Annotated in this window: 23 protein-coding genes; 11 read left to right on the top strand and 12 right to left on the bottom strand. The window is 66.5% G+C overall.

The features are described 5' to 3' along the window. Positions 1-211: 211 nt before the first annotated feature. The gene (locus tag ACX12D_RS22265; protein WP_459376486.1) at positions 212-1,759 is read left to right on the top strand and encodes a glucan biosynthesis protein G; all 1,548 of its coding nucleotides are present in this window, start codon (positions 212-214) and stop codon (positions 1,757-1,759) included. Positions 1,760-1,807: 48 nt separating this feature from the next. On the opposite strand, the gene ACX12D_RS22260 is transcribed toward ACX12D_RS22265, so the two are convergent. Both ACX12D_RS22260 and ACX12D_RS22255 read right to left on the bottom strand, forming a co-directional pair. Continuing rightward, positions 1,808-3,151, bottom strand: coding sequence for an aspartate aminotransferase family protein (locus ACX12D_RS22260; protein ID WP_459375664.1), 1,344 nt, complete (start codon positions 3,149-3,151; stop codon positions 1,808-1,810). 50 nt (positions 3,152-3,201) lie between these two features. Then, positions 3,202-4,668, bottom strand: coding sequence for an N-acyl-D-amino-acid deacylase family protein (locus ACX12D_RS22255; protein ID WP_459375663.1), 1,467 nt, complete (start codon positions 4,666-4,668; stop codon positions 3,202-3,204). Between the two features lie 361 nt (positions 4,669-5,029). On the opposite strand from ACX12D_RS22255, the gene ACX12D_RS22250 reads away from it, so the two are divergent. Next, positions 5,030-5,923, top strand: coding sequence for a MurR/RpiR family transcriptional regulator (locus tag ACX12D_RS22250; protein ID WP_459375662.1), 894 nt, complete (start codon positions 5,030-5,032; stop codon positions 5,921-5,923). Between the two features lie 15 nt (positions 5,924-5,938). Here ACX12D_RS22250 and ACX12D_RS22245 read toward each other — a convergent pair whose 3' ends face one another. The 4 genes from ACX12D_RS22245 to ACX12D_RS22230 are packed head-to-tail and all read right to left on the bottom strand — an operon-like array spanning position 5,939 to position 9,797. Then, a complete protein-coding gene (locus tag ACX12D_RS22245) occupies positions 5,939-7,333 on the bottom strand; it encodes an AtzE family amidohydrolase (protein ID WP_459375661.1) in 1,395 nt (464 codons plus the stop codon). Next, positions 7,323-7,526: a hypothetical protein gene (locus ACX12D_RS22240; RefSeq protein WP_459375660.1), complete on the bottom strand. Its 204-nt coding sequence runs from the start codon at positions 7,524-7,526 to the stop codon at positions 7,323-7,325. The genes ACX12D_RS22245 and ACX12D_RS22240 overlap by 11 nt, the downstream gene beginning before the upstream one ends. Before the next feature lies 1 nt (position 7,527). Then, the gene (locus tag ACX12D_RS22235) at positions 7,528-8,862 is read right to left on the bottom strand and encodes an MFS transporter (protein WP_459375659.1); all 1,335 of its coding nucleotides are present in this window, start codon (positions 8,860-8,862) and stop codon (positions 7,528-7,530) included. 23 nt (positions 8,863-8,885) lie between these two features. Next, positions 8,886-9,797 (bottom strand): glutamate/aspartate ABC transporter substrate-binding protein, encoded by a 912-nt coding sequence (locus tag ACX12D_RS22230; protein WP_459375658.1) that lies wholly within the window; start codon positions 9,795-9,797, stop codon positions 8,886-8,888. Between the two features lie 259 nt (positions 9,798-10,056). Between ACX12D_RS22230 and ACX12D_RS22225 the strand changes: the two genes are divergently transcribed. From ACX12D_RS22225 to ACX12D_RS22195, 7 genes are all read left to right on the top strand, one after another. Beyond that, entirely contained in the window at positions 10,057-10,974 is a 918-nt protein-coding gene (locus tag ACX12D_RS22225) for a LysR substrate-binding domain-containing protein (RefSeq protein WP_459375657.1), read from the top strand. A gap of 169 nt (positions 10,975-11,143) precedes the next feature. Continuing rightward, a complete protein-coding gene (locus tag ACX12D_RS22220; RefSeq protein WP_459375656.1) occupies positions 11,144-11,617 on the top strand; it encodes a RidA family protein in 474 nt (157 codons plus the stop codon). A 26-nt stretch (positions 11,618-11,643) separates the two neighbouring features. After that, a complete protein-coding gene (locus ACX12D_RS22215; RefSeq protein ID WP_459375655.1) occupies positions 11,644-12,840 on the top strand; it encodes an aminotransferase class V-fold PLP-dependent enzyme in 1,197 nt (398 codons plus the stop codon). 223 nt (positions 12,841-13,063) lie between these two features. Continuing rightward, positions 13,064-14,272 (top strand): efflux RND transporter periplasmic adaptor subunit, encoded by a 1,209-nt coding sequence (locus ACX12D_RS22210; protein ID WP_459375654.1) that lies wholly within the window; start codon positions 13,064-13,066, stop codon positions 14,270-14,272. Further along, on the top strand, positions 14,269-14,964 hold the full coding sequence (locus ACX12D_RS22205) for an ABC transporter ATP-binding protein (protein WP_459375653.1): 696 nt from the start codon (positions 14,269-14,271) through the stop codon (positions 14,962-14,964). Before ACX12D_RS22210 ends, ACX12D_RS22205 begins: the two co-directional genes overlap by 4 nt. Then, the gene (locus ACX12D_RS22200) at positions 14,951-16,159 is read left to right on the top strand and encodes an ABC transporter permease (protein ID WP_459375652.1); all 1,209 of its coding nucleotides are present in this window, start codon (positions 14,951-14,953) and stop codon (positions 16,157-16,159) included. The genes ACX12D_RS22205 and ACX12D_RS22200 overlap by 14 nt, the downstream gene beginning before the upstream one ends. Before the next feature lie 3 nt (positions 16,160-16,162). Further along, a complete protein-coding gene (locus ACX12D_RS22195; protein ID WP_459375651.1) occupies positions 16,163-17,362 on the top strand; it encodes an ABC transporter permease in 1,200 nt (399 codons plus the stop codon). Positions 17,363-17,948: 586 nt separating this feature from the next. Here ACX12D_RS22195 and ACX12D_RS22190 read toward each other — a convergent pair. From ACX12D_RS22190 to ACX12D_RS22165, 6 genes are all read right to left on the bottom strand, one after another. After that, positions 17,949-18,293, bottom strand: coding sequence for an EF-hand domain-containing protein (locus ACX12D_RS22190; RefSeq protein ID WP_459375650.1), 345 nt, complete (start codon positions 18,291-18,293; stop codon positions 17,949-17,951). A 217-nt stretch (positions 18,294-18,510) separates the two neighbouring features. Beyond that, positions 18,511-19,797 (bottom strand): RNA polymerase sigma factor, encoded by a 1,287-nt coding sequence (locus ACX12D_RS22185; RefSeq protein ID WP_459375649.1) that lies wholly within the window; start codon positions 19,795-19,797, stop codon positions 18,511-18,513. 5 nt (positions 19,798-19,802) lie between these two features. Beyond that, complete coding sequence (locus ACX12D_RS22180) at positions 19,803-20,219, bottom strand: VOC family protein (RefSeq protein ID WP_459375648.1); 417 nt, start codon at positions 20,217-20,219, stop codon at positions 19,803-19,805. 58 nt (positions 20,220-20,277) lie between these two features. Then, positions 20,278-20,814, bottom strand: a complete 537-nt coding sequence (locus ACX12D_RS22175; RefSeq protein WP_459375647.1) for an SRPBCC family protein — start codon at positions 20,812-20,814, stop codon at positions 20,278-20,280. A 66-nt stretch (positions 20,815-20,880) separates the two neighbouring features. Next, positions 20,881-21,306 (bottom strand): YciI family protein, encoded by a 426-nt coding sequence (locus tag ACX12D_RS22170; protein ID WP_459375646.1) that lies wholly within the window; start codon positions 21,304-21,306, stop codon positions 20,881-20,883. A gap of 190 nt (positions 21,307-21,496) precedes the next feature. After that, positions 21,497-21,850: a YciI family protein gene (locus ACX12D_RS22165; protein ID WP_441639743.1), complete on the bottom strand. Its 354-nt coding sequence runs from the start codon at positions 21,848-21,850 to the stop codon at positions 21,497-21,499. A gap of 215 nt (positions 21,851-22,065) precedes the next feature. Between ACX12D_RS22165 and ACX12D_RS22160 the strand changes: the two genes are divergently transcribed. Both ACX12D_RS22160 and ACX12D_RS22155 read left to right on the top strand, forming a co-directional pair. Then, on the top strand, positions 22,066-23,583 hold the full coding sequence (locus tag ACX12D_RS22160) for a DKNYY domain-containing protein (protein ID WP_459375645.1): 1,518 nt from the start codon (positions 22,066-22,068) through the stop codon (positions 23,581-23,583). A 32-nt stretch (positions 23,584-23,615) separates the two neighbouring features. Continuing rightward, the gene (locus ACX12D_RS22155; protein WP_441639741.1) at positions 23,616-24,704 is read left to right on the top strand and encodes a helix-turn-helix domain-containing protein; all 1,089 of its coding nucleotides are present in this window, start codon (positions 23,616-23,618) and stop codon (positions 24,702-24,704) included. The last annotated feature ends 22 nt before the right edge of the window (positions 24,705-24,726 follow it).

The raw sequence follows: 24,726 nt of genomic DNA, 5'->3' as shown, positions 1-24,726 counted from the left end.
CAAGGTAGCTGCCCCGCGGGTGGTGCGCGTTGCCTGCCTGACAGGCACGCGAAGCGAAATACGCTATCGTTTATCTTTCTGCGCTGTGAGCACAGTTTACCGCCACTACACTATCTGCTGCCGCCGCATGTGACGCGGCAGCCTTGCTTAACCTGTTCTTCTGGAGAGATTCGTGGTTCTTGCCGTCATCGCCGCGTCGTTTCGTAACAAGATGCAAATCGCCTTGCCAACGCTGCTAGCCGCAGGGGCGCTGCTGGCGGGCAGCCAGGCCAGCGCGTTCTCCCTGGACGACGTGGTGCCCCGCGCCAAGACCCTGGCCGACAAGCCCTATGCCGCACCGGTCAGCAACCTGCCTCCGGTATTCAGCCAGATGCAGTTTGCCGACTACATCAAGATCCAGCCCCAGCGCGATAACCTGGAGTGGAAGGACCAGGGCACGCCGTTCCGCCTGGGCTTCTACCACCAGGGCATGCAGTTCGGCAGCCCGGTACGCATCAACGAGATCGTGGGCGGCGCGGTCCATGAGATCAAGTACGACCCTGCGCGCTTCGACTTCGGCGACCTGAAGCTGGACAAGTCCGCGACCAGCAAGCTCGGCTATGCCGGCTTCCGGGTGCTCTACCCGATCAACCGGGCCGACAAGCTCGACGAGATCATGAGCGTGCTGGGCGCCAGCTACTTCAGGGTCATCGGCAAGAACCAGGTCTATGGCCTGTCCAGCCGCGGCCTGGCCATCGATACCGGGCTGCCCGTCGCAGAGGAGTTTCCGGCCTTCCGCGAGTTCTGGATCGAGCGGCCCGACCCACAGGACAAGCACCTGGTGTTCTATGCGCTGCTCGATTCCCAGCGTGCCACCGGCGCCTACCGCTTCGATCTCTACCCCGGCGAGGACTCGGTCCTCAAGGTGCAGGCGCGTATTTTCCTGCGCGGCCCCGTGGCCAAGCTCGGCGTGGCGCCACTGACCAGCATGTTCCTGTTCGGGCCGAACCAGCAGCGCGACCAGTACAACTTCCGCCCTGCCCTGCACGATTCCAACGGCCTTGCCATCCATACCGGCAGCGGCGAATGGCTGTGGCGCCCGCTGAACAATCCGCGCAACCTCGCCATCAGCACCTTCCAGGTCACCAACCCCAGGGGCTTCGGCCTGCTCCAGCGGGGCCGGGAGTTTTCCTCGTATGAAGACCTGAAGGACCGTTATGACCTGCGGCCAAGCGCCTGGATCGAACCCCAGGGCGACTGGGGCAAGGGCAAGGTCGAGCTGGTGGAAATCCCCACGCCTGACGAGACCAACGACAACATCGTCGCCTTCTGGACGCCGGACCGTTTGCCGCCCAAGGGCCAGCCCCTGAAGGCGGACTACACGATGCACTGGACCCTTGACGAGCGCGCCCTGATGGACAAGAACCTGGCCTCGGTCAAGCAGACGCTGCGCTCCGCGGGAGAAATCACACAGGCCAACCTGATCCGCCACCTGGATGGCAGCACCGGCATCGTGGTCGACTTCGAAGGCCCCGTGCTGGCGAGCCTCCCCCCCGGCACGCAGGTAGGCGCGCAGGTCAGCGTGAGCAGCAACGCCGAGATCATCGACAGGGTGGTGGAACCCAATCCCGTCATCAAGGGCTGGCGGCTGAACCTGCGGATCAAGGTCAAGGATCCGAAGCAGGTGGTGGAAATGCGCGCGGCGCTGGTGTCCGGCGACAAGACGCTGAGCGAGACGTGGAGCTACCAGATGCCGCCGTATTCGGTCGGCGGCAAATAGCACGGCCTAATACGGCCAGCCGTGCCGCCCCCCGCCCCCGTTCCCGGCTCAGGCGAGCGCGCCGTGGGTCGCCGGCAACACGGCCTGGACCGACGTGGCAAAGCGCTCGACGATGCGGTCGATGTCCTGCGCCGAGCAGATGAACGGCGGCGCAAAGAGCACGTGGTCGCCCCGCACGCCATCCACGGTGCCGCCCATCGGATAGATCAGCAGCCCATTTTGCATGGCGGTGGACTTGAGCCGGGCATGCATCTTCAGGGCCGGGTCCAGCGTCGCCTTGGTCTCGCGGTCGGCCACGAACTCCACGCCGACAAAGAGGCCGCGGCCGCGGATATCGCCAACGTTGGGGTGGCCGCCCAGCGTTTTGCGCAGCCGGGCGCGGAGCTGCTCGCCGCGCGCCAGCACGTTTTCCAGCAGACGGTCCTCGGTGATGGTGCGCTGCACGGCCAGTGCCGCGGCGCAAGCCGTGGCATGGCCGATATACGTGTGCCCATGCTGGAAGAAGCCGCTGCCGCCCACCACCGCGTCGTAGATGCGGCTACTCGATATCATCGCGCCGATCGGCTGATAGCCCGCGGCCAGGCCCTTGGCGATGGTCACGATATCGGGCACCACGCCATCTTCCTCGCACGCGAACAGGTAGCCGGTGCGGCCCATGCCGGACATGATTTCGTCGAGGATCAGCAGCACGCCGTACTTGTCGCAGACGGCGCGAATGCGCCTGAGATAGTCCGCCACCGGCGGCACCGCGCCGGCGGTTGCGCCCACCACCGTCTCCGCCACAAACGCGGCGACGCTCTGCGGGCCGAGCTCGAGGATCTTGGCTTCGAGCTCGTCGGCCAGGCGCTGCGCGTACTGCTGGTCGGTCTCGCCCGCTACCTGGTCGCGATAGGCGTAGCACGGCGCCACATGGTGCGCCGGCACCAGCAGGGGCAGGAACGGCTCGCGGCGCCATGCATTGCCGCCAATGGCCAGCGCCCCCAGCGTGTTGCCGTGGTAGCTCTGGCGGCGCGCGATGAAGTGGCGGCGCTGCGTTTGCCCGATCTCCACGAAATACTGCCGCGCCAGCTTCAACGCGGCCTCGACCGCCTCCGAGCCGCCCGAGACAAAGTAGACGTGGTTCAGATCGCCGGGCGCCGCTTGCGCCAAGGTGCGGGCCAGTTCTTCCGACACTTCGGTGGTGAAGAACGACGTATGCGCATAAGCGAGCGAGTCAACCTGCTGCTTGATCGCCTCGATCACACGGGGATGCCCGTGGCCCAGGCAGGACACCGCGGCCCCGCCTGAAGCGTCGATATAGTGCTTGCCATTGCTGTCGATGAGCTCGATGCCCTTGCCGGCGACTGCCACGGCAAGCGTCTGGCGGGGATTGCGGTGGAATACGTGGGTCATGATGTCTGGTATGGAAACGAAATATCGAATTAGGGACTAGGGACTAGGGACTAGGGACGCGGGCGGTGCGTGAGAACCTGGCCGGGAAATGCCGGGATAACGTGTGTGTCTTCCCACACGCGCTGGCCATTGACCCACACGCCGTGGATGCCTTCGCTGAGGCGAATCGGATCCTCGAAGGTGGCGTGGTCCTGCACGCGTTGCGCGTCGAACAGGACCAGGTCGGCGAACTGGCCGGCCCGGATCAGCCCGCGGTCCGTGAGTCCGTATTGCTTGGCGGCAAGCCCGGACATCTTGTGAACGGCTTGCTCGAGCGTCATCAGCCCGGACTCGCGCACCATCCGCGCGAGGATGCGCGGGAACGTGCCCCACTGGCGCGGATGGGGGCGTGGGTCGAACGGCAGTCCGTCCGAGCCAAAGATGGTCAGGGGAAAGCTGGCAATGCGCTCGACGTCGGCTTCATCCATGATGAAGTAGATGGCGGCGGCGGGCTTCAGCCGTTCCAGCAGGCCGTGTTCGTCCAGCCCCAGCGTCTGCATGAGTTCCTGGAAATCCCGGCCGCCAGCTTCCGGATAGCCTTTGGACCAGGTGATCATGGTCCGCGTGGATTGCCGTACACGGTCCAGCCGGAGCATTGTCGAGGTTGCGGGATAGGGATGGCAGTCCAGGCATAGCGGCTGCAGCCTGGCGGCTTTCTCCAGGATGGCCAGGGTCTCCACGGAGCGGCCGTGATTGCGTTTGCCCGCCACTTTGTGATGCGAGAAGACGATGCGGCAATCCAGCGCCCCGCCAATCCTGAGCGCCTCTTCGATCGAGGGCACGATATCGTCGGTTTCGTCGCGCAGGTGGGTGGAGTAGATGCCCCCGAATGCCCGCAGCGGCTCGCAGACCTGGATGATCTCCTGCTCCGTGGCGGCGGCGGCCGGCGGATAGAAGGTGCCAGTGGAAACGCCGAAGGCGCCTGCCTGCATGGCTTTTTCCACCTCCACGCGCATGGCGGCCACTTCCTGCGCATTGGCCTCGCGGCTCACGTCCGGCATGGCCTTGACGCGCAGCGTGGAGTGGCCGAGCAACGGCACCACGTTCACGTTGGCCGGCTTGGCGCGCATGGCATCCAGCCAGTCGGCGAACTCGGCGAACCGGAACAGTTCCGCAGGCCCCAACAGATCCAGTGGCTGCGGCGGATCACCGATGACCAGCGGCGCCACGCTGATGCCGCAGTTGCCTGTCACCACCGTGGTGATGCCTTGCGAGACCTTGGGCTCCATCTCCGGATGCACCAGCAGGTAGCCGTCGTCATGCGTGTGGGAATCGATGAAGCCCGGCGCCAGCACGCGGCCCGCCGCGTCGATCACTGCCCTGGCCTGCATGCCAGCCAGGTCGCCGACGGCGACGATCCGGCCGCCGGCGACGGCGACATCGGCGATCCGCCGCGGCGCGCCCGTGCCATCGACCAGCGTCGCGCGCCGAAACAGCAGATCTGCATTGCTGGCGGCCTCAATGGGTAATGCCGACATGGATTCTCTCCCCTGCTTACCGTGGTTCGATTCCCGCTTGTTTGACAAACTGCGCCCACCTTACCGCCCCCCGGAGCGCAAAGCTGGTCCGTGCCCGTGCAGCCCGGGGCTGCGAATTTCGCCCTCAAGGCGGGATCGGCCAAAGAAGCGCCGCCGGCACCGGAGAAGTATAAGAAAGCGCGCACGGTTATGCAACATATGTTTCTTAATGGATAAACCAGATCCACTCGATTCACAGAACGCAAGAAACTCACCAGATTCACGCGATTCAGTTCGCACCAAGCCACGCCGGAAGCACGTCCCGTGCGTCGGGTGACCAGTTGTGCAACAATCGTTACATCCGCAAATCAGGACACCGCCCATGCCTACCGAAGTCTCCATGCCGCCGCAAAGCCTGGATGAACTGCTTGTTCATCTCCGGGAGAACTTCGCTGCGCTCAGTACGCAGTTCCAGGGCGGGGCGCGCTACCTGCTCGATCATCCGCAGGAGATTCCCATCCTTTCCATGCGCAAGATCGCCGCGAATGCAGGTGTCCAGCCGGCCACCCTGGTGCGCCTGGCGCAGTTCCTTGGCTTCGAGGGCTGGCAGGGCCTGCGCGAGCTCTTTGTCGAGTCGATCCGCGGCGGCCCGCAGCCCTACGCCAAGCGTGCCAAGAAGCTGGTGCGCGAGAGCGGGTCAAGCCGGATGCTCACGGAAATGCTCGACGCGCAGCACCGCAACCTCGACCTGACCGGGGCCAACAATGCCGAGTCGATGCCGCAGGCTGCCGACCTGCTCAGCGCCGCGCCCAATGTGTATGTAGCGGGCTTTCGCTCGTGCTACCCCATCGCGTTCACCCTGCACTACGTGTATCGGCTGTTTCGCCCAACAGTGCACCTGATCCGTGGCGATGCGGGCACGCTCGAAATGGAGCTGCGCGCCCTGACGCCCAAGGATGCCGTGGTGGTCGTGAGCTTTGCGCCCTACTCGCAGGAGAGCATCCGCGTGGCCGATGCCGCGCGCGAGGCCGGCTGCCGCGTGGTGGCCCTGACCGACAGCACCGTGGCGCCGATTGCCTTGCATGCCGATTGCACCCTGCTGTTCTCCATCGACAGCCCGTCGTTCTTTCCCTCCATCACGGCCGGCGTGGCGGTGGCGGAAGCCCTGGTCGAGCAGCTGCTTGCCAAAAAGGGCAAAGGCGCGATCAAGGCGCTCGAACTCGCCGAAGGCCAGTTGCACCAGACCGGCGCTTATGTCCCGGCCAGGCGGGGCTAGCTGGCCGGACATGCGCTAGGCGAGCTTGCCGCAGCCGGCCCGCGCATTGCGGCAAAGCCCTTGCGCTTCCAGGAACAACGCCGCGTCCAGGCACCTTGTTTCCTGCCACGGCGGCGCGATTAGCTGTACGCCGAGGGGCAGGCCGGCCACGGCGCAAGGCGCGGCGACCACGGGCAGCCCCGCCAGCGAGACGGGGCGAGTCAGGTGGCCGGCATCTGCGCGCGGCACGTAGGCCCGCTTGCCGCCGGCGATCTGCTCCGCCCCGATCAGGGGTGCGGCGTACGGCGTGGTGCATGCCAGCAGCAGGTCAACCTCGTCGAACAGTGCCTCCAGCTTTTCGCGCCACACGGCCTGGTAGGCCTTGGCCAAGCGGTACCAGTCCTCGGGGATGGACAGGCCGGCCAGCATGCGCCGGCGCACAAAGGCGCTATAGCCAGGATGGCGTTCGGCGAATCCGCGCTGAACATGGTTGCGCCCGACTTCGAACGCGGAAATGATCGACGCGGCGTCGCGTGCGAGATCGGCTTCGGGCAAATCGATCTTCCGTACAGCATCAAACGCCGAGGCAACGCGCAGCACGGCGTCCTGGGCTTCGTCCTGCGCGAAATCGCCAAAGCCGGCTTGCAGAATCCCCACGCGCAGGCCAGCCATCGACACGCCAGCAGGCCGCACCGGCTCGCCGGGTCCGGGTCCGGGTCCGGGTCCGGATCCAGCCCCCAGCATCGCGCGGTACGCCATTGCCAGCCCGCTTGCATCCGAGGCCATCGGACCCACCGCGTCCAGGCTCTCGGCATACGGGAAGCAGCCTTGCGCCGAAATGCGGCCCGTGGTCGGCCGCAGGCCCCAGATGCCGCAGAACGACGCCGGCGCGCGAATGGATCCGTTGGTATCGGACCCGATGCCAATCGGTGCGATCCCGGCGGAAATCGCCGCGGCGGTGCCCGCCGACGATCCGCCCGCGATCCTGGCCGGATCCAGCGGATTGCGCACCGGCCCGCCGATCACGTTCTCGCCGGTAGCGCCGCAGGCATACTCGTCCATCTGTGTCAGTGCCACCGGGATCGCGCCGGCCGCCATCAATGCTTGCACCACGGCGGCGCTACGGGTGGCGGGCGGCTCGTTCGCGCGCGCGTGGGCGCCGGCAAGCGTCGCGTGGCCTGCCACGTCCAGCAGGTTCTTGACGACAAAGGGCACGCCGGCCAGGGCAAGCGGGGCCTTGCCGGCGAGGCGGGCCGTGTCACAGGCGCCCGCGCCGGCAATGGCCTCCTGCGCCAGCAGCCCGGAGACGCAGTTCAGCGACGCCACCTCCGCCGCCCTGGCAAGGCTGGCCCGAACCACGTCTTGCGCGGTATGACTACCGCTGCGCAGCTGCGCCGCGATGCCAGTGACCGACTGCAAATCAACCGCCATCGCCGCTCCTCACCCTGCTGTGCGCCTGCCCGCTTGCCAAGGCATTGGCAAGCCCCCGCGCCATGCCCTCCATGCCCTGCACCAGCGCCATGACAGCCTCAACATCCTCCGCCGAGACCGGGGGCAGGACTTTGCCAATGGCCGAATCGACGGCAGCCAGCAGTTCCGCCTGCGTCATGCGTTGCATCGCCATCTCACAGTTGCCGGTCGGACATGAGCTCGCGCGGAATGGCGAGGATCAGCACCGCGGCAATCAGCATCATGGCGGCCAGTGCCAGCACCCCCAGCGAGATGCTGCCGGTGGACTGCTTGATGCCTCCCATGAGCACCGGGCCGATCAAGCCAGCGAGGCTGGCGGCGCTGTTGATCATGGCGATGCCGCCGGCGGCGGCCGTACCGGCCAGCACGCGGCCCGGCAGGCCCCAGAACATCGCCAGCGTCGCCATCAGCCCGGAGATGCCGATGGTCAGGAACACCATGGCCATGACGGTATTGTGCGCAAACAGCGTGCTGGCCCACATGGCGGCGGCCGCGACAAAAAGCGGGACGGCGGCATGCAGGCGCCGCTCTCCCACGCGCTGCGCATGCGCCGCGTTGCGGTTCATCACCACGCAGGCAACGCCGTACGGGATTGCCGTCAGCAGGGCAATTTCAAGGGGCGACTGCATGCCCGTGGACTGGATGATGGTCGGGAGCCAGAACACCAGGCCGTAGTTACCGATATTGAACAGCAGGCAAATGCCCATCAGCATCCACAGCACCGGGGACTTGAGCGCGGCCACGAAGCTCGTGTTCTTGCGGGCGTTTTCCGTGGATAGCGTGGTGGTGATCGCCGCCGCTTCCGCCTTGGTCAGCCACGGCGCGGTCTGAGGCGACTCCGGCAGCATCTTGAGCACGAGCAGGCCCAGCACGATCGCCGGCAACGCCTCGATCAGGAACATCCACTGCCAGCCCTGCAAACCGTGCAGGTCGTGCGTGCCGGACATCAACGCGCCGGAAATCGGCCCGCCCAGCACCATCCCCAGCGGCATCGCCAGGAACAGGATCGACATGATCTTCGACTGCCGGGCCGCCGGATACCATTTGTTCAGATACATGACCGCGGCGGGGAAGAAGCCGGCTTCCGTCACGCCCAGCATGAAACGTGCGAAGTAGAACTCCGCTGGCGTGCTCACCAGCATGGTCGCGGCGGAAACCAGGCCCCACACGATCATGATGGCGGCCATGCTCTTGCGCATGCCCAGCCGGTAGATCAGCAGGCTGCTGGGCACCTGGCAGAGCATGTAGCCCCAGAAGAAGATGCCGGCCCCGATGCCGTACACCACGTCGCTCAGCCCCAGCGCCTGCTGCATCTGCAGCTTGGCAAAGCCAACATTCACCCGGTCCAGGTAGCTGAAGAAATAGCAAAGGACGATGAACGGCACGATGCGCCTGGTCACCTTGGCGAAGGCGGCGGCGTCCAGCCCGCTCTCGACGCAAGGCGCTTGCCCCGCATCATCCAGAGTGGCGGCGTTCTTGACAACGGTCATGCTGGTCTCCTCCTGGTACGCGATTACTCAAACGCTTCGTCGTTCGGCTGGTCGTAAGCCTTCTTGACCGCGGCGCTCATCGGGAACTCGAAATTGATGTTCTTTGGCGGCACCGGCTTGCTGAACCATTTGCCGTACAGGCCCTTGATCTCGCCGCTTTTCATCAGGCCGGTGATCACGCCGTCGACCAGCTTCTTGAACTCGGGATCGTCCTTGCGCATCATGAAGCCATAGGCTTCGAACGATTGGGGCGTGCCAACCACTTCCCACTCCGCCGGGTTCGGCGCCAGCGTTTTCGCGCCCGACAGCAGCACGTCGTCCATCATGAAGGCGGAGACGCGGCCCGATTGCAGGATCAGGAACGACTCGCCGTAGTCCTTGGCGCTCTGGATCGTGATGTTGGCCTTCTTGTCGTCGTTGAGCTTGCGCAGGATCCGCTCGGACGTGGTGCCCGCGTTGGTGACCACGGCCTTGCCGCCAAGGTCCGGGAAGTCGTGGACCGGGCCACCCTTCCTGACCAGCAGGCGCGTGCCGGCAACAAAGAAGGTGGTGGAGAACGCCACCTGCTGCTGGCGTGCTTTCAGGTTGGTGGTGACCCCGCACTCCAGGTCGACCGTGCCATTCTGGACCAGGGATATGCGGTTCTGCGACGTGACCGGCACCATGCGGACGTCAAGCTTGGCCAACCCCACCTGCTTCTTGACCTCGGCCACCACCTTGTCGCAGATGTCCTGCGAGTAGCCGATCACCTTCTGGTTGCTGTCGTAGTAGGAAAACGGGATCGAAGTGGTGCGATGCCCGATCGTGATCGTTCCCGACTCCTTGATCCGGGCCAGCGTGGGGCTGGCAGCCACATCCGATGCCTGGACCGCCCCCGCGCCAAGCATCGCTCCCAGCATTGCCAAACCGAGGCAGGTGGCTTTCACAGCTTTCATTTATCGCTCCTTGTTTAGCAGACACGCGACGGGCCATCGCGTTTGAATACTATTCACTGAGCAACAACTGTTCCATCATGGATAACCATGAAACATATGTATTTTTTACTGGAAAAATGAAGTAACAGACGCATCGCGCACCAAATAAGGCGATACAAATGGTGCATGACCGGCCTCGTTTTGAGGCATGGCGGAACCAGCAGGCCTGCGCAACCAGGCGTAGCATGTCGCGCTCGCCTCCCCCTTTTGATTCAGCCTCATGCGTTCCATGCGATCCCTGCCGCCTCTCGTGACCCTGCGCGCGTTCGAAGCCGCCGCCAGGCGCCTGAGCTTCAGCCTGGCGGGGCAAGAGCTTTTTGTGTCACAAAGCGCCATCAGCCACCATATCCAGCGCCTGGAGAGCGACCTGTGCGTGACGCTGTTCGAGCGGCGTGCCCGCGCGGTTGTGCTGACCCCCGCGGGGCAGGCGTATTACGCCAAGGTGCACGCGGCGTTCGAACTGCTGCGCGATGGCACGGAGCAGGTACGGGCGCCCGGCACGGCACGCACGACGCTGACCGTGGGGCTGCTGGCGTCGTTTGGCACGCGCTGGCTGGCGCCACGCTTGCAGGCGTTCTCGCTGGCGCATCCCGGCATCGACCTGCAGTTGCGGCCCGATATCGGCCTGGCCGACGTGGCCGGCGGCGAGGTCGACGTGGCGATCCGCTACGGGCGCGGCGCCTGGCCGGGCGTGCAGGCGCAGCAGCTCATGCCGGAGCGCCTGTCGGTGGTCTGCGTGCCCGGCCTGATCGCCGGGCCGGACCGGCCCGCCAAGCCACAGGACCTGCTGCGCTTTGCGTTTTTATCGTCGCATGCCCGGCAGCCGTTCGAGTGGGACGCGTGGGCACACCGCTTTGGCCTGGACCTGGGCCAGGCGCAGACCGTGCATCTGCACGACTACAACATCGTGGTGGAAGCGGCGCTGGCCGGCCAGGGCATCGCCATGGGCCGCCACCGCCTGATCGCCCAGCAACTGGCCAGCGGCGCGCTGGTGCAGGCCCTGCCCGACGCGGTACTGGATGATCCCGGCATAGGCTGGTGGCTGGTCGCACCGCGCGGCGCGATGGGCGAGGCCGCATCGGCCTTCCGTGGCTGGCTGATGGCGGAGGCAGCCGAGGATGCGCCGGGCGGCACCTGACGCCACGTGGTGCCGCTTGGTGCCGCTTGGTACCGCTTGGTGCCACGTGGCGCCAAGCGATCACCCACGGATTAGTTTTGCTCATGCGTGGCGAGGCAAGAATTGATTGGTTTCCCGGCCGCCAAGCCGATAGGATGGGCCCTCCCAATCTCTTTCCCGCGCAACCCACATGACCCTCTCCCTCTCCGCCCGCGTGGCCGAACTCGGGCTGACCCTCGAAGCCGCGGCCGCGCCCGCCGCCAACTACGTTTCGTTCGTGCAGGACGGCAACCAGCTCTTCATCTCCGGCCAGATCTCGCGCGAACATGGCCAGGCCGCGTACCTGGGCCGCCTGGGCGACAATATTTCGGACGAAGACGGCGTGCGGGCAGCGCGGCTGTCGGCGCTCGGCGTCCTCTCGCAGATCGCCGCCGCCACGGGTGACCGGCTCGACCGGGTGGCCCGCGTGGTGCGGCTGGGCGTTTTTGTAGCTTGTACGCCGGACTTCCAGCGCCAGAGCGCCATCGCCAACGGTGCGTCGGACCTGATGGTGCAGGTCTTCGGCGATGCAGGCCGCCATGCGCGCAGCGCCGTGGGCGTGGCCTCGCTGCCTGCCGGGGTTGCCGTGGAAGTCGAAGCGGTCATCTCGCTGACCTCGGCCTGAACCGGACGCGCATCCAAGGAATCCCCATGCCAGCCCCCCTTACCGCTGCCGCCGTCGACGCCCTGCGCGCCCTTACCCCGGGTGCGCGAGGCACCACGCATTTCAACCACGGCGGCGCCTCCCTGCCGTCAGCTGCCACGCTCGAGGCGATCTACAGCCACCTGCGGCGCGAGGCCACGCTGGGGCCGATGGAAGCCGGCGTCGCGGCGCGCGAACAAACGGAACGCGCGCGCACCCTCGCCGCGCAGCTGCTCAACGCCCAGCCGGCGGAGATCGCGCTGACCACGGGCAATTCGCCCGGCTGGGGCGCCGCGTTCGCCGCCCTGGGGGCCTGGCAAGCCGGCGACCGGATCCTGGTCGGGCGCCACGAATGGGGCGGCAACCTCGCCACCATGCGCCTGACGGCGCAGCGCGCGGGCGCGTCGATCGAAGTCATTCCGTCCGATAACAGCGGCGCGGTGGATCCCGAGGCGCTGGAGGCCATGCTGGACGACCGCGTGCGCCTGATTGCCCTGACCTGGCTGCCGGCCAACGGCGGGCTGATCAACCCGGCAGCGGCCATCGGAAAGGTGGCGCGGCGCCACGGGATCCCCTACTTCATCGACGCCGCGCAGGCGGTGGGGCAATTGCCGATCGATGTCGCTCAGTTGGGCTGCGACGTGCTCAGCGGGGCCGGGCGCAAGGCACTGCGCGGCCCAAGGGGAACAGGCCTGCTCTATGTGCGGCAGGATTTCCTGCCCCGGCTCACACCGGCGTTCGTCGACACGTACTCCGCGCCGCTGGACGCGGACGGCGAGCCGGTGCTGCGGGCCGGCGCGGCCCGCTTCGAATCGGCGGAAGCCTCGATGGCGCTGCGCTGCGGCCTGGCCAACGCCTTGCAGGAAGCGCTGGAGATCGGCCTTGAGAACATCCGTGCGCGGATCGATGCCACCGCGCAGGCGCTGCGCGTGCAACTGGCCGCCATACCCGGCGTGACGGTGCTGGACCAAGGCCACGAGCGCTCCGGACTGGTGGCGTTCAACCTGGCCGGCCAGGACCCGGTGTCGGTGCAGCGCAGCCTGGCGGCGCAGGGCGTGGTGATCGGCAGCAACGGCGTCGCCTACACGCCCCTGGATATGCATGCCCGCGGACTCAGCCAGATCGCCCGCGCCTCGGTCAGCTACCTGACCACCGAGGCGGAGATCGGGAAATTGCTGGAGAGCTTGCGGGCGCTGGTGCGCTAGGGCGCCGGACCGGGCCTTTCATCGCGCTGCGCATCGCGCGATATCGAGGCCAGTCATGCTAGCCAACGCAGGCGCACGTACGATTCCCGGCAAGGCGGCGGGGCAGATGCCTCATGTGGCGCTTGGTGGCGCGACGGGCTAGGATACAGAGACTGCGGGACGGTGGACGGTGAGGCTGATGCATCGCAGCATTCGCACCCGACGTCCTCGCATCCCCTACCCTATGCCAGACAAAGCCCTGTCTCCGCCAGGAACGCTGACGCGCAACCGCCTCGTCAGGCGCATCGCGATGGTCGTGGCGATACTCGCAGGCCTCGTTGCCGCGGGCTGGTACGCAACCCGGGCCAAGCCGGTAGCGGTACTGACGGCCAGGGTCGAGCAGGGGCGCGTCGAGGCCACTGTCGCCAACACCCGGGCAGGCTCGGTCTCGGCCTGCCGGCGGGCGAAACTGGCGCCGCCGGCGGCCGGACGCATCGAGGTGCTGAATATCCACAAGGGCGATCGCGTGAAGGCTGGCCAGGTACTCCTCGTCCTCTGGAACGAAGACCTGGTTGCGCGCGAGCAACTCTCGCAACACCAGCTGCTGACCGCCGCCGCGCACGTGCGCGAAGTGTGCGAACTGGCCAAGGTGGCGGCAAGCGACGCCAGGCGCTCGCGGGAACTGGTGGCGAAAGGCTTCGTCTCGCCCCAGGCTGTGGAGCGGACCGATGCCGACGCCGACTCCAGGCGTGCCGCGTGCGAATCGGCGAAGGCGCAGGTGAAGGAGGCCGGGGCGCGTATCGCCGCCTCGCGCGCGGATACTGCGCGCACGGTGCTGAAGGCGCCTTTCGACGGCGTGGTGGCCGAAGTCAACGGCGAGATTGGCGAGTACCTGACGCCCTCGCCGCCCGGCATCCCGACGCTGCCTGCCGTGGACCTGATCGACGACTCGTGCCTCTATGTATCCGCACCGATCGACGAGATCGACGCGGCACGCCTGCAGGTAGGCATGCCGGCACGGGTCACCCTGGACGCCTATCGCGGCAGGCATTTCGAGGGCAGGCTGCGGCGCGTCGCGCCCTACGTCCTGGCGCTGGAGAAGCAGGCCCGCACCGTCGAGGTCGAGGTCCAGTTCGACAGTCCCGACCTTGTCCGTCATCTCCTGGTGGGCTATAGCGCCGATGTGGAAATCGTGACCGATGCCCGCGACCAGGCGCTGCGCATCCCTACCACGGCGCTGGCATCCGGCAACCGCGTGCTGGTGTTGAACAATGCCGGCAGGCTGGAAGCGCGCACGATCGGCACCGGGATTGCCAACGCGGAGTTCACCGAGGTGACCACGGGGCTCAAGCGCGGCGAGCGCGTCGTCACCTCGCCGGAACGGATTGGTCTCCACGCGGGCATTGCCGCTGTCGAGGCAGAACCGGCTACCGCGGAGACGCAAGCAAAATGATCCGGCTCGACGGCATCGGGCGGACATTCGTGCTGGGCGGCGAGGCTGTGCATGCGCTGCATGGGATCGACCTTGCGGTTGCCCAGGGAGAGTACCTTTCCATCATGGGCCCATCGGGCTCCGGCAAGTCCACCTTGCTCAATATCCTGGGCCTGCTGGATCGCGCCGATACCGGGACTTACCAGTTGGGCGGCCGCGACGTAACCGCTCTCCCGGACGACGAACTGGCGCGCCTGCGGCGTGAGAAGATCGGCTTTGTATTCCAGTTCTTTCACCTGGTGCCGCGCCTCACCGCCGCCGCGAACATCGAGCTGCCGATGGTGCTCGCCGGGATCGACCCGGCCGAACGACGGCGCCGCGTGGACGCGCTGCTCGGCGAGTACGGCCTGCAAGACCGCGCCAGGCACCGGCCCGACGAGCTCTCGGGCGGGCAGTGCCAGCGGGTTGCCATCGCGCGTGCCATGGCGATGCGCCCGGCGACGATTCTCGCCGATGAACCCACCGGCAATCTGGACCGGCATACCGGCCAGGAAGTCATGGCGGTGCTGGAGGGCCTGCATGCGCAGGGGGCGACGCTGATCGTGGTCACGCACGACCCGGAAATCGGCGCCCGCTCCCGGCGCAGGCTGCGCATGGTGGACGGCGGCATTGCCGGTGACGAGGTGCGGCAGGATAACCATGCGGCTCACTGACGTCCTCGGTTTCACCTGGCAGGTACTGCGCGGCTACCGCTCACGCAGCCTGCTGATCCTGCTCGCCATGGGCATCGGCGTTGCCGCCGTGGTGGCGGTGAGCGCGCTCGGCGAGGGAGCACGGCTATACGTGGTGAACCAGTTCGGCGCACTTGGCACCAACCTCGTCATCGTGCTGCCCGGGCGCAGCGAAACGGCCGGCGCAGCGCCGGGAATCGTGCTGGGCGCAACCACGCGCGACCTGACGCTGGACGATGCACTCGCGCTCAGGCGCAGTCCCGCCGTCGCGCGCATCGCGCCGCTCATTGTCGGGAACGCGGATCTGCATGTCGGTGCGCGGCGGCGCGAAGCGCCGGTGCTGGGGTCCACCGCCGAATTGCTGGCGGTGCGCCATATGGCGCTAGCCCAGGGCAGCTTCCTGCCCGAGGGCGATCCGCACCACGGCCAGCCCGTGTGCGTGATCGGCACCAGGGTGGCGACAGAGCTGTTTGGCACGCGCCAGGCGCTAGGCGAGTGGCTGCGCATCGGAGACCGGCGCTTTCGCGTGATCGGGCTGCTGGCCGGCCAGGGCGAATCGCTGGGCTTCAACACGGACGAGCTGGTCATCGTTCCGTTGTCCGCGGCCCAGGCCCTGTTCAACACCGACTCGCTGTTCCGCATCCTGATCGAGGCCAAGACCCGCGAGCAGATTCAGGGCGCCAAGGCCGACGCCGAGGAGATCATTCGCCAGCGCCACGAAGGCAAGCGCGACGTGACCGTCATCACACAGGACGCGGTGCTCGCCACGTTCGACCGCATCCTGCGCGCGCTCACGCTGGCGGTGGGCGGCATCGCGGCTATCAGTCTTGCCGTGGCCGGCATCCTCATCATGAATGTGATGCTGATTGCCGTGACCCAGCGGCAGCGCGAAATCGGGTTGCTCAAGGCGCTCGGCGCCACCGCCGGCCACATCCGGCTGCTCTTCCTCACCGAAGCCGTACTGCTGGCGCTCGGTGGCGTGGCCGCGGGCCTGGCTGTGGGCGAAGCCGCGTGCAGGCTTGCCGTGCAGCTCTATCCGGCGATTCCCTTCACGCCGCCTTGGTGGGCCTTGCTGGGGGCGCCGGCCATCGCCGTCGTGACCGCCATCGCCTTCACCGTGGCACCGGCCCAACGCGCGGCAAAGCTGGATCCGGTGCTGGCCCTGTCGGGACGATGACCCATGCGCTACGCAGACTTCATCCGTTTCACCCTCGCCTCGCTGGCTGCGCACCGGCTCCGCACCTCGCTCACCGCACTGGGCATTGCCGTTGGCATCGCCGCGGTCATTTTGCTGACGTCGATCGGCGAAGGGCTGCATCGCTTCGTGATCGAAGAGTTCACCCAGTTCGGCACCAATCTGATCGGCGTGACGCCAGGCCGCACCCAGACCCACGGCGCTTCGCTCGGGTCGATCAACACCGTGCGCCCGCTCACGATCGAAGACGCCATCGCCCTGCGCCATGCCCCCCACGTGCGCGTGACCAACCCACTGGTGCAGGGCAACGCCGAAGTCGACTACCTCGGCAAGAGCAGGCGGGTGACGCTGTATGGTGTCGGGCCCAGGTTCACCGAAGCGCTGAGCATGCGCGTGGCCACCGGCCAATTCCTGCCCGATGACGATCCGCGCGCCGCGCGGACGCTGGCGGTACTTGGCGCGAGAGTGGCACGCGAACTCTTCGGCGGCGACAACCCGCTGGGCGCGCGCATCCGCGTAGGCGGTGAACGCTATCGCGTGGTAGGCGTGATGGAAGCGAAGGGGCAGATGCTGGGCTTCGACCTGGACGATACGGTCTATATACCGGCTGGCCGCGCCCTGGACCTGTTCAACCGGGAAAGCCTGGTCGAGATCGAGGTCACCTACGATCCCACCGCTGCGCTCCCCGACGTGGAGGACGGCATCAAGCGCCTGTTGAGCGCGCGCCATGGTGCCGAGGATTTCACCGTCACGCCCCAGCAAAAGATGCTGGAGGTATTCGGCACCGTGCTCGATGCCATCACCTTCGCGGTAGCAGCGATCGGCGCCATCTCGCTGATCGTGGGCGGCGTGGGAATCCTCACGATTCTCACCATCGCTGTGGCCGAGCGCACCTCCGAGATCGGTCTCTTGCGCGCCATCGGGGCGACCGAGGCACAGGTCATGCTCCTCTTCCTTGGTGAAGCCGCGCTGCTCGCCGCCATCGGCGGCATGATCGGATTGCTGCTGGGATGGGGCATCGCGCTGGTGCTCGCGGCGGCGTTGCCGGCGCTGCCAGTCCACACACCGTGGTCCTACGCCATGCTGGCTGAGCTGGTGGCGGTGGTGATCGGTCTGGCTGCCGGCGTGCTGCCGGCACGCCGGGCGGCACGGCTTGCTCCGCAGGAGGCCTTGCGATCGGAATAGAAACCAGAACCTAGAACCTAGAAACCAGAAGCCGGAAACCCGAACCGCAGCTTTCCCGGCTTTCAGGCCAGTGGTCCTCCGGCTGCCTGAATAGGGGTTTATGCCAGCTTCTCTCCGGCTCCGGGTTGCGGTCTACTGGAAGCGAATCAAGACGTGGCTGGAGCGTGGATTGGCACTGCTTAGCTTGCCACTACATGCCAGCCGTGGGATTCCGACTCCAGGAGACAACACCATGGTGACCAAGCAGGACGAAAGCTTCATTCTGAAGAACCTTCTCGCGCTGGCAGCAGTGGAGGCGCTCGGCGGCGCGATTGCGCTAGGGTTCGCCTTCAATCTCCTGACCTGACTGAAAGGACAACAAAGATCCTCCATCGTTGTCCTGTATCAAAGGTATAAAGAGAATCAAGGAATCAAGGAATCAAGGAATTTAATAATCATTAAAGCTCCTCGGCACTGGCTTTGATCCGGCCAGTTTTCCGGGGATCTCTGTCGTCAGGGACCCGCATTTGCGACGCTGTCCCACCGCCCGCTGCCGGCGGAACCTTGGCGCATGTCAGCTCGCAAGTTCCCCGCCGGCACCACCAGGTCAGTTCAGGCTTCCCGGATTCTGCGCCGTGGCTTTCTGCTTGGCCTTGGCCGCAAAGTACGCGCCAATCTGCTTCTGCGTAATCGCGCCCTTCTTCCGCGTATCGATCTTGTCGAAGACCTTGTAAACCTCCGGCATGCCGGCCTCGGCTTCCTCGCGGCTCAGCTTGCCGTCGTGGTTGGTATCGGCGGCAGCGAACTGCTCTGCGAATTTCGCCTTGGCTTCCTTTGGATTCATGGGCGCCTGCGGTGCGGGCTGTGGCGCGGGTTGTTGCGCACTGACAGCGCCGGATGCAAGAAATGCGGCCAGCGCCAGGCTGGCAGTCGACAGTAGCCGTGGAATCATTGGAGTCCCCTAGAACACTTCGATGGTAAGGCCCGCCGGTCCTGCGATCGTCGGCAACCGGATGGCTTGTGCAGAGATCGGGAGCAATCGATCCCCCGGGCCCGTGGCTAAGATCATCGTCGGCTTTCCGGCATTGGGGAATTTAGTTATTTCGATAGCCGATATAAGCGTTTTGCCAGGCAGGCGGTGGTGACGCGCAGCAATGCGCGCTGGCGAGTCATGACCGGGTAGCCCCCGCATCCCGCGCCCGCCCCAGCAAAAACTCGCGCTCGCGGGTGTTGCGGGTCATGCCGGCAGCGCGCTCGAACTCGGCGCGGGCTTCGTCGAAGCGGCCGAGCTTGCACAACAAGTCGCCGCGCACGCTGGGCAGCAAGTGGTACTTCGCCAGCGAGGACTCGGCGAGGAGCGCATTCGCCAGTTCCAGGCCGGCCTCGGGGCCGAAAGCCATGCCGACCGCCACCGCGCGGTTGAGCTCCACCACGGGTGATGGCGCCACTTCGGACAGCGCGTCGTAGATGGCGGCGATCTGCGCCCAGTCGGTATCGGCCGCGGTGGTGGCGCGGGCGTGGCAGGCGGCCAGCGCCGCCTGCAAGGCGTAGGGGCCGAGCGCCCCGTCCAGCTCTTGCGCGCGCGCCAGCGCCACCAGCCCGCGCCGGATCAGCAGGTGGTCCCAGCGGCTGCGGTCCTGTTCCAGCAACAGTACCGGGCGGCCTTGCGCGTCGACCCGTGCATGCGTGCGCGAGGCCTGGATCTCCATCAGCGCCACCAGGCCATGCACCTCGCTTTCCTCCGGAGCCAGGCCGGCCAGGGTGCGGCCCAGGCGCAGCGCTTCCTCGCACAGCGCGGGGCGCATCCAGTCGTCGCCGGCGGTGGCCGAATAGCCTTCATTGAAGATCAGGTAGATCACTTCCAGCACGGAGGCCAGGCGCGGCGCGCGCGCCTGGGGCCCGGGTACCTCGAAGGGCACGCGCGCCGCGCCGAGCGTGCGCTTGGCGCGCACGATGCGCTGGGCGATGGTGGGTTCCGGGGTCAGGAAGGCCCGCGCGATTTCCTCGGTGGTCAGCCCGCCCAGCAGGCGCAGCGTCATGGCGACCCGCGCATCGGTGGAGAGCACCGGGTGGCAGGCGGTGAAGACCAGCCGCAGCAGGTCATCGCCGATGTCATCCTCGCGCGCGGCATCCAGCGCATCGACAAAATCCGGCACTACGTGGGCCTCCATCGCTTCGAGATCCTGGCCGATCTGCTCGTGCTTGCGGGCGTGCAGCGCTTGCTGGCGCAAGTGGTCGAGCGCGCGGTTCTTCGCCGTGGTCATCAGCCAAGCGCCTGGGTTGTCCGGCACGCCGGTCTCGGTCCAGCGCTCCAGCGCGGCAACCAGGGCGTCCTGCGCCAGTTCTTCGGCCAGGCCCACGTCGCGCACCACGCGCGCAACGTGGGCGATGACCTTGGCGGATTCGATGCGCCAGACGGCTTCTATCGCCCGCTGCGTCGGTGTCGTCGTCACCATGTGTTTCAGGCCGCGCTGGTCGCGCCGGGTGCCGAGGACTCCATGTACACCAACTCCCAGATATGCCCGTCGAGATCATCGAACCCGTGCCCGTACATGAAGCCGTGGTCCTGCGGCGCGCGCGGCGCCGTTGCGCCGGCGGCCACGGCTTTGGCGACCAGGGCGTCCACCTCGGCGCGGCTCTCGCAGGAGATGCAGATCAGCACTTCGGTGCTCTCGGAGGTATCGCACAGCTTGCGGGTGGTGAAGGTCTTGAAGAACGCATGCTTGAGCAGCATCGCGTGGATGTTCTCGCCGATAACCATGCAAGCGGCGTCGTCGTTGGTGAACTGCGGGTTGAAGGTGAACCCCAGGCCCTTGAAGAAATCCTGCGAGCGCTGCAGGTCGGCCACGGGGAGGTTCAGGTAGATTTGCTTATGCATGATTCGTCCTTGGATTCGATTTCGCGTGATTGGATGGAGGCTCGGCGGGTTGCCCCGCTTAACGGGCCGCCGGCGCCTCGGCCAGCGCCTTCAGGTTGACCAGCCCTTGCTCGAAATCCTTGCCCACCATCTTGTCCATATTGAAGACCAGGTGCAGCAGCTTGGCAAAGTACGGCACGCCGCCTTCCATCGACCATGTCACCTTGGTGGCATCGGCCTGCGGCCTGAGCGTGAATTCGGCGATGTTGTGCGCCTCGAACGGCTTGATGAAATCCAGCCGCATCGTGACCTTGGCGGCCGGCACGGCTTGGAGGATTTCCATGCTGCCCACGCCTACCTTGTCGCTCTCCCAGGCGTAGGCGGCGCCCTGCCCGCTGCGCGTGGCGCCGTAGGTGCCCTTCAGGGACGGGTCCTTCTTTTCATAGGGGTTCCACTGGTTAAAGTTGTGGAGGTCGTTGATGAGCGCGAACACGCGCTCCGGCGGCGCCTTGACGCTGGCGCTGCGCTCAACCCGGAAGGTATCGGGCCGCGTGGCGGCGTAGATCAGCAACAGGGCAATGGCGGCGAAAGCGGCGAGCAGGATGGGCTTGAGCATGGTGTCGGGATCCGGCGAAGGTTGGGGTGGGCTCGGGTGGAACGGTGGGATCGTTGGCTTGTTGGCTCAGTGCTGGCCAACGTCCAGGTCGCGAAAGCGCTCCACCGCGGGGCTCGGCGCGAAGTCCTCCAGCTCGAAGAGCTGCCGTACCTCGATCTCGCCGTCGGCCATCTCGCCATGCGGCGACGGGAAGCGCCGCGCCCATTCCATCGCCTCCTCGCGGCTGCGCACCTGGATCAGCGTGTAGCCCGCCACTATTTCCTTGCGTTGCTCCTTGCTTTGCGCAAAGGGCCCGTCGATGACGGTGCGCTGGCCGCCGGCATAGCGGATGCGCCAGCCGGTGGAAGTGGGCTTGAGCCCGGCGGCGTCGAGCAGCACACCCGCCTTGGCCAGTTGCTCGTGATACGCCGCCATCGCAGCGAAGCGGCTTTCGTCCGGCATCGCGCCGGCTTCACTGCCTTGCGTGGCTTTCACCAGGATCATGAATCGCATCGCGGTTCTCCTTAGCTTGCGGTGGGTGGTTGTCGGTGGTGAGCCGTGGCGGCGGCACGCCGCTGCCATCTCGTTGACTCTTACCGGTACGACGAACCGCGCGCCGCCAGATCGACATCCTGTGCAAAAAAACCCGCAAACCAAGGGTAACTACCTAGATGAAGCCTTGCACCCCCATCCGCTTGCCGCCTTACAGGAAGCAAGGCCCGACCTCGCGGACCTCCACGGTGCACCATGCCGCGGCGGGACACTCGGCGGCGATGGCAATGGCCTCGTCCTGCGTGGCGCAGTCGAGCAGGAAGTAGCCGCCGATCATTTCCTTGGCCTCGGCAAAGGGGCCGTCGAGCAGGTCGCGGCGGCCTTCGCGCACCTGCACGCGCACGCCCTTGGCCTGCGACGTGAGCGAGTTGACGCCCAGCAGCAGCCCGCGCTCATTCAGGCCTTCGGCAAAACGCTGCATGCTGGCGTAAGCCTGGCGCCCTTCTTCCGGGGAACGCTCGGTGCGCTGGCCAACAGGTTCGACGATCAGCAGCATGTACGACATAGGGTCTCCGCTTTGTTCTGCACATTTTGGGGAATGGATTACCGCCCACATCCTGCACGCCTCGGCCGCCGGCCGCAAGCGGCCGGTGCGCCACATATGGATGGAGGAAATTCTTGGCCGTTAATTGCAATGACCGAACGTTCGCCAACCATGGCCTATCCGGGCGGACAGTTTAATATGTCGACCTTGCTCCACCCGGCACCCAACACCTTCCCATGACCGCATCGCGCCAGCCAACCAACCATCCCTCGTACTTCATCGAGGGCGACACCGTGATCTGGTCGCACAGCGACCGGCCGCTCTGGGCCAAGGACGGCAGCCCGCTGCCCATTGCCCATCCGCACGCGTTCCGCTGCATCGCCGGGCGCTGGTTCACCGACGGCGAGCACGTCATCGTGCAGGCCCAGCAAGGCAGCGGCGCGGCCTGGTACTACTTCTACCGGATCGAAAACGCCGACATCGCCACCTTCGAAGTCCTCAACGAGCGCTACGCCCGCGACGCGCGCCAGGCTTACTTCATTACCGGCAAGACCATCCGCACCCGCAGCCCGCAGGCCTTCCGGCCGCTGGTCTACCAGGACTGGCGCTGGCCGGAGAACGGCCCGCTGGAGCCGGTGACCTGCATGCATGACTACTACGCCGTGGACGCCGAGTCGGCCTACTTCAACGGCAAGCGCGTAACGGGCGCGGATGGCGCTACCGTGGTGGGCTTGCCGGGCAACTACATTGCCGATGCCGGGCAGGTGTACTACTTCGGCCAGCGCATCGAAGCCGACCGCGCCAGCCTGGTGGTAGCGCCCAGTGGCGACGGCCCGCTGCGCATGACAGACAAGCTCGGCCCCATCGACGACGGCCAGCGCATGACCGCGCTCGACCACCGGCAGGTGGAGCACTGGCGGGACTTCTTCACGGCCCTGCCCGCGCTGCAGGACTATTGGTGGCACCGCCTGCAGGCACCAGCCGCGCCAGCCACGCCAGCGCAAGAAGTGGAATACGACGGCCATCGCCTCGCCGGGCTCGATCCGGCCACCTTTGCCGCGAGGGAAATGCCCGTTGGCCACGGCCTGACCGGGGTGTTCTGTGGCGATGCGCATGGCATCCACTGGCTGCACCAGTACGCCGACGACCCATGCGAGCTGACCTTGCTTTCCTCGCGCCCGATATCCAGCCTGGAAACGCTGGGGGATGGCTATCTCAGCGACGGCGCCACGGTGTTCTACGCGCCGAACCACTATCAAACGCCGCAAGCCCTGCGCAAGGTCGATCCCGCCGGGTTTACCGTGCTGCAGGGCCCGTGGGCCCGCGATGCCAGCCGTGCCTTCTATCGCGGCAAGGCCAAGAAAGGCGTGAACCCGGATGCCTTGCGCATCGCGGGCTGCTACGCGTGGGACGACGCGCAATTGTTCTGCGACGACAAGCCGCTCACGGTAGCCGTGCCGCACGATACGCTGCAGGTACCGCACCCTGGCTTCCTGCTGGCCGGCGACCAGTTGTTCTTCGGGCGCCGGCCGGTCTCGGCCAAGCGCGTGCACCTGCCCACACTGGAGTTCCTTGACGCGGACTTTGCACGCGACCGCAAGCACGCCTATATCATTGGCTATGTGAACCTGGTCGCCATCGACGGCGCCGATCCGGCCAGCTTCCGCGTGCTGGAAAACGGCCGCGCCGCCGATGCGGTGCGCGAGTACGACGCGGCCGCACTGAAGCAAGCGAGCGCACCGGCAACCGACTAGCCGCTGAACGTCATGGGTACAATGGCTCGGACATGGGACGCGAACTATTTCCCGACCCCGACGCCATCATGACCCAGGCTTATTCAGAAACCGTCAGCCGGATCCTTGCTGCCCATCTGCAAAGGCGTGTCCAGCCGGCTGCGTCCGCCTGCCCCGCCGCCACCCCGCCGCTGATCGTGCACCAGCATTTCACCGTCGCGAACGAGGCGGTGGCGCTGCAGTTGCCGGCCTGGCGCGACTATGTCGGCCGCATACTCGATGTTCCGGTTTCGCGCGCGCAGGTTGCCGGCGGCTTCCGGGGCGAGCTCGATACCTATGTGCTCAAGGACCTGACCTACCTGGACAGCCGCACCGATCCGGTGGGCCAGATTCGCACCACCGCGCGCATCTCCACCGACAGCGTGCGCGACTACGTCTTCCATGTGGCCGTGGACGGGATCGCCGAAACGGTGACGGACTTCACCCGGCAGCGCAAATCGGCCCAGTTCGTGCCGGGCATCCTGGCGCTCGACATGAACCAGCCGATGCACATGCACCGCCCCACGCGCGCCCGGGTGCTGGCCTTCTTCGTGCCGCGCGCCGCGGTGGAGGCGGCCATCCCCGATGCCGAGTCCATCCATGGCCGCGTGGTGACCTATACCTCGCCGCTGACGCGCCTGATCTTCGATCACGTGACGGCGCTCTGCCGCAACCTCCCGGCACTGTCCGAGGCCGATGCGGAAAAAACCATCCGCGGCTGCGCGCACCTGATCGTTGCCGCATTCGGCAAGCAGGCGCGCCTTGCCGGCAACGCGCGCGCGGCCGCCCGTGCCGCCATGCTGGAGCGGGTGCAGCGCTACGTGCAGGCCAATCTGCACCAGGAGAACCTCTCGCCCGAGAGCATCCTGCAAGCGTTCGGGCTGCCGCGCCCAACCCTGTACCGGATGTTCGAGCACGAAGGCGGCCTTGGCGCGTATATCCGCAACTGCAGGTTGCGCTCGGCGGCCGACGATCTCCTGCGCCTTGCGCACATCAGCATCGGCGAGATCGCCTATGGGGCCGGCTTCAACAGCGCCTCTGACTTTACCCGCGCCTTCCGCCGGGCCTACGGCGTGTCCCCGAGGGATTTCCGGGGATTCTGAGCGCTGGCGACGGCGCCGACGG

It is taken from the genome of Cupriavidus sp. PET2-C1, assembly GCF_054515855.1.
This window is presented reverse-complemented; position numbering and strand designations above follow the sequence as displayed.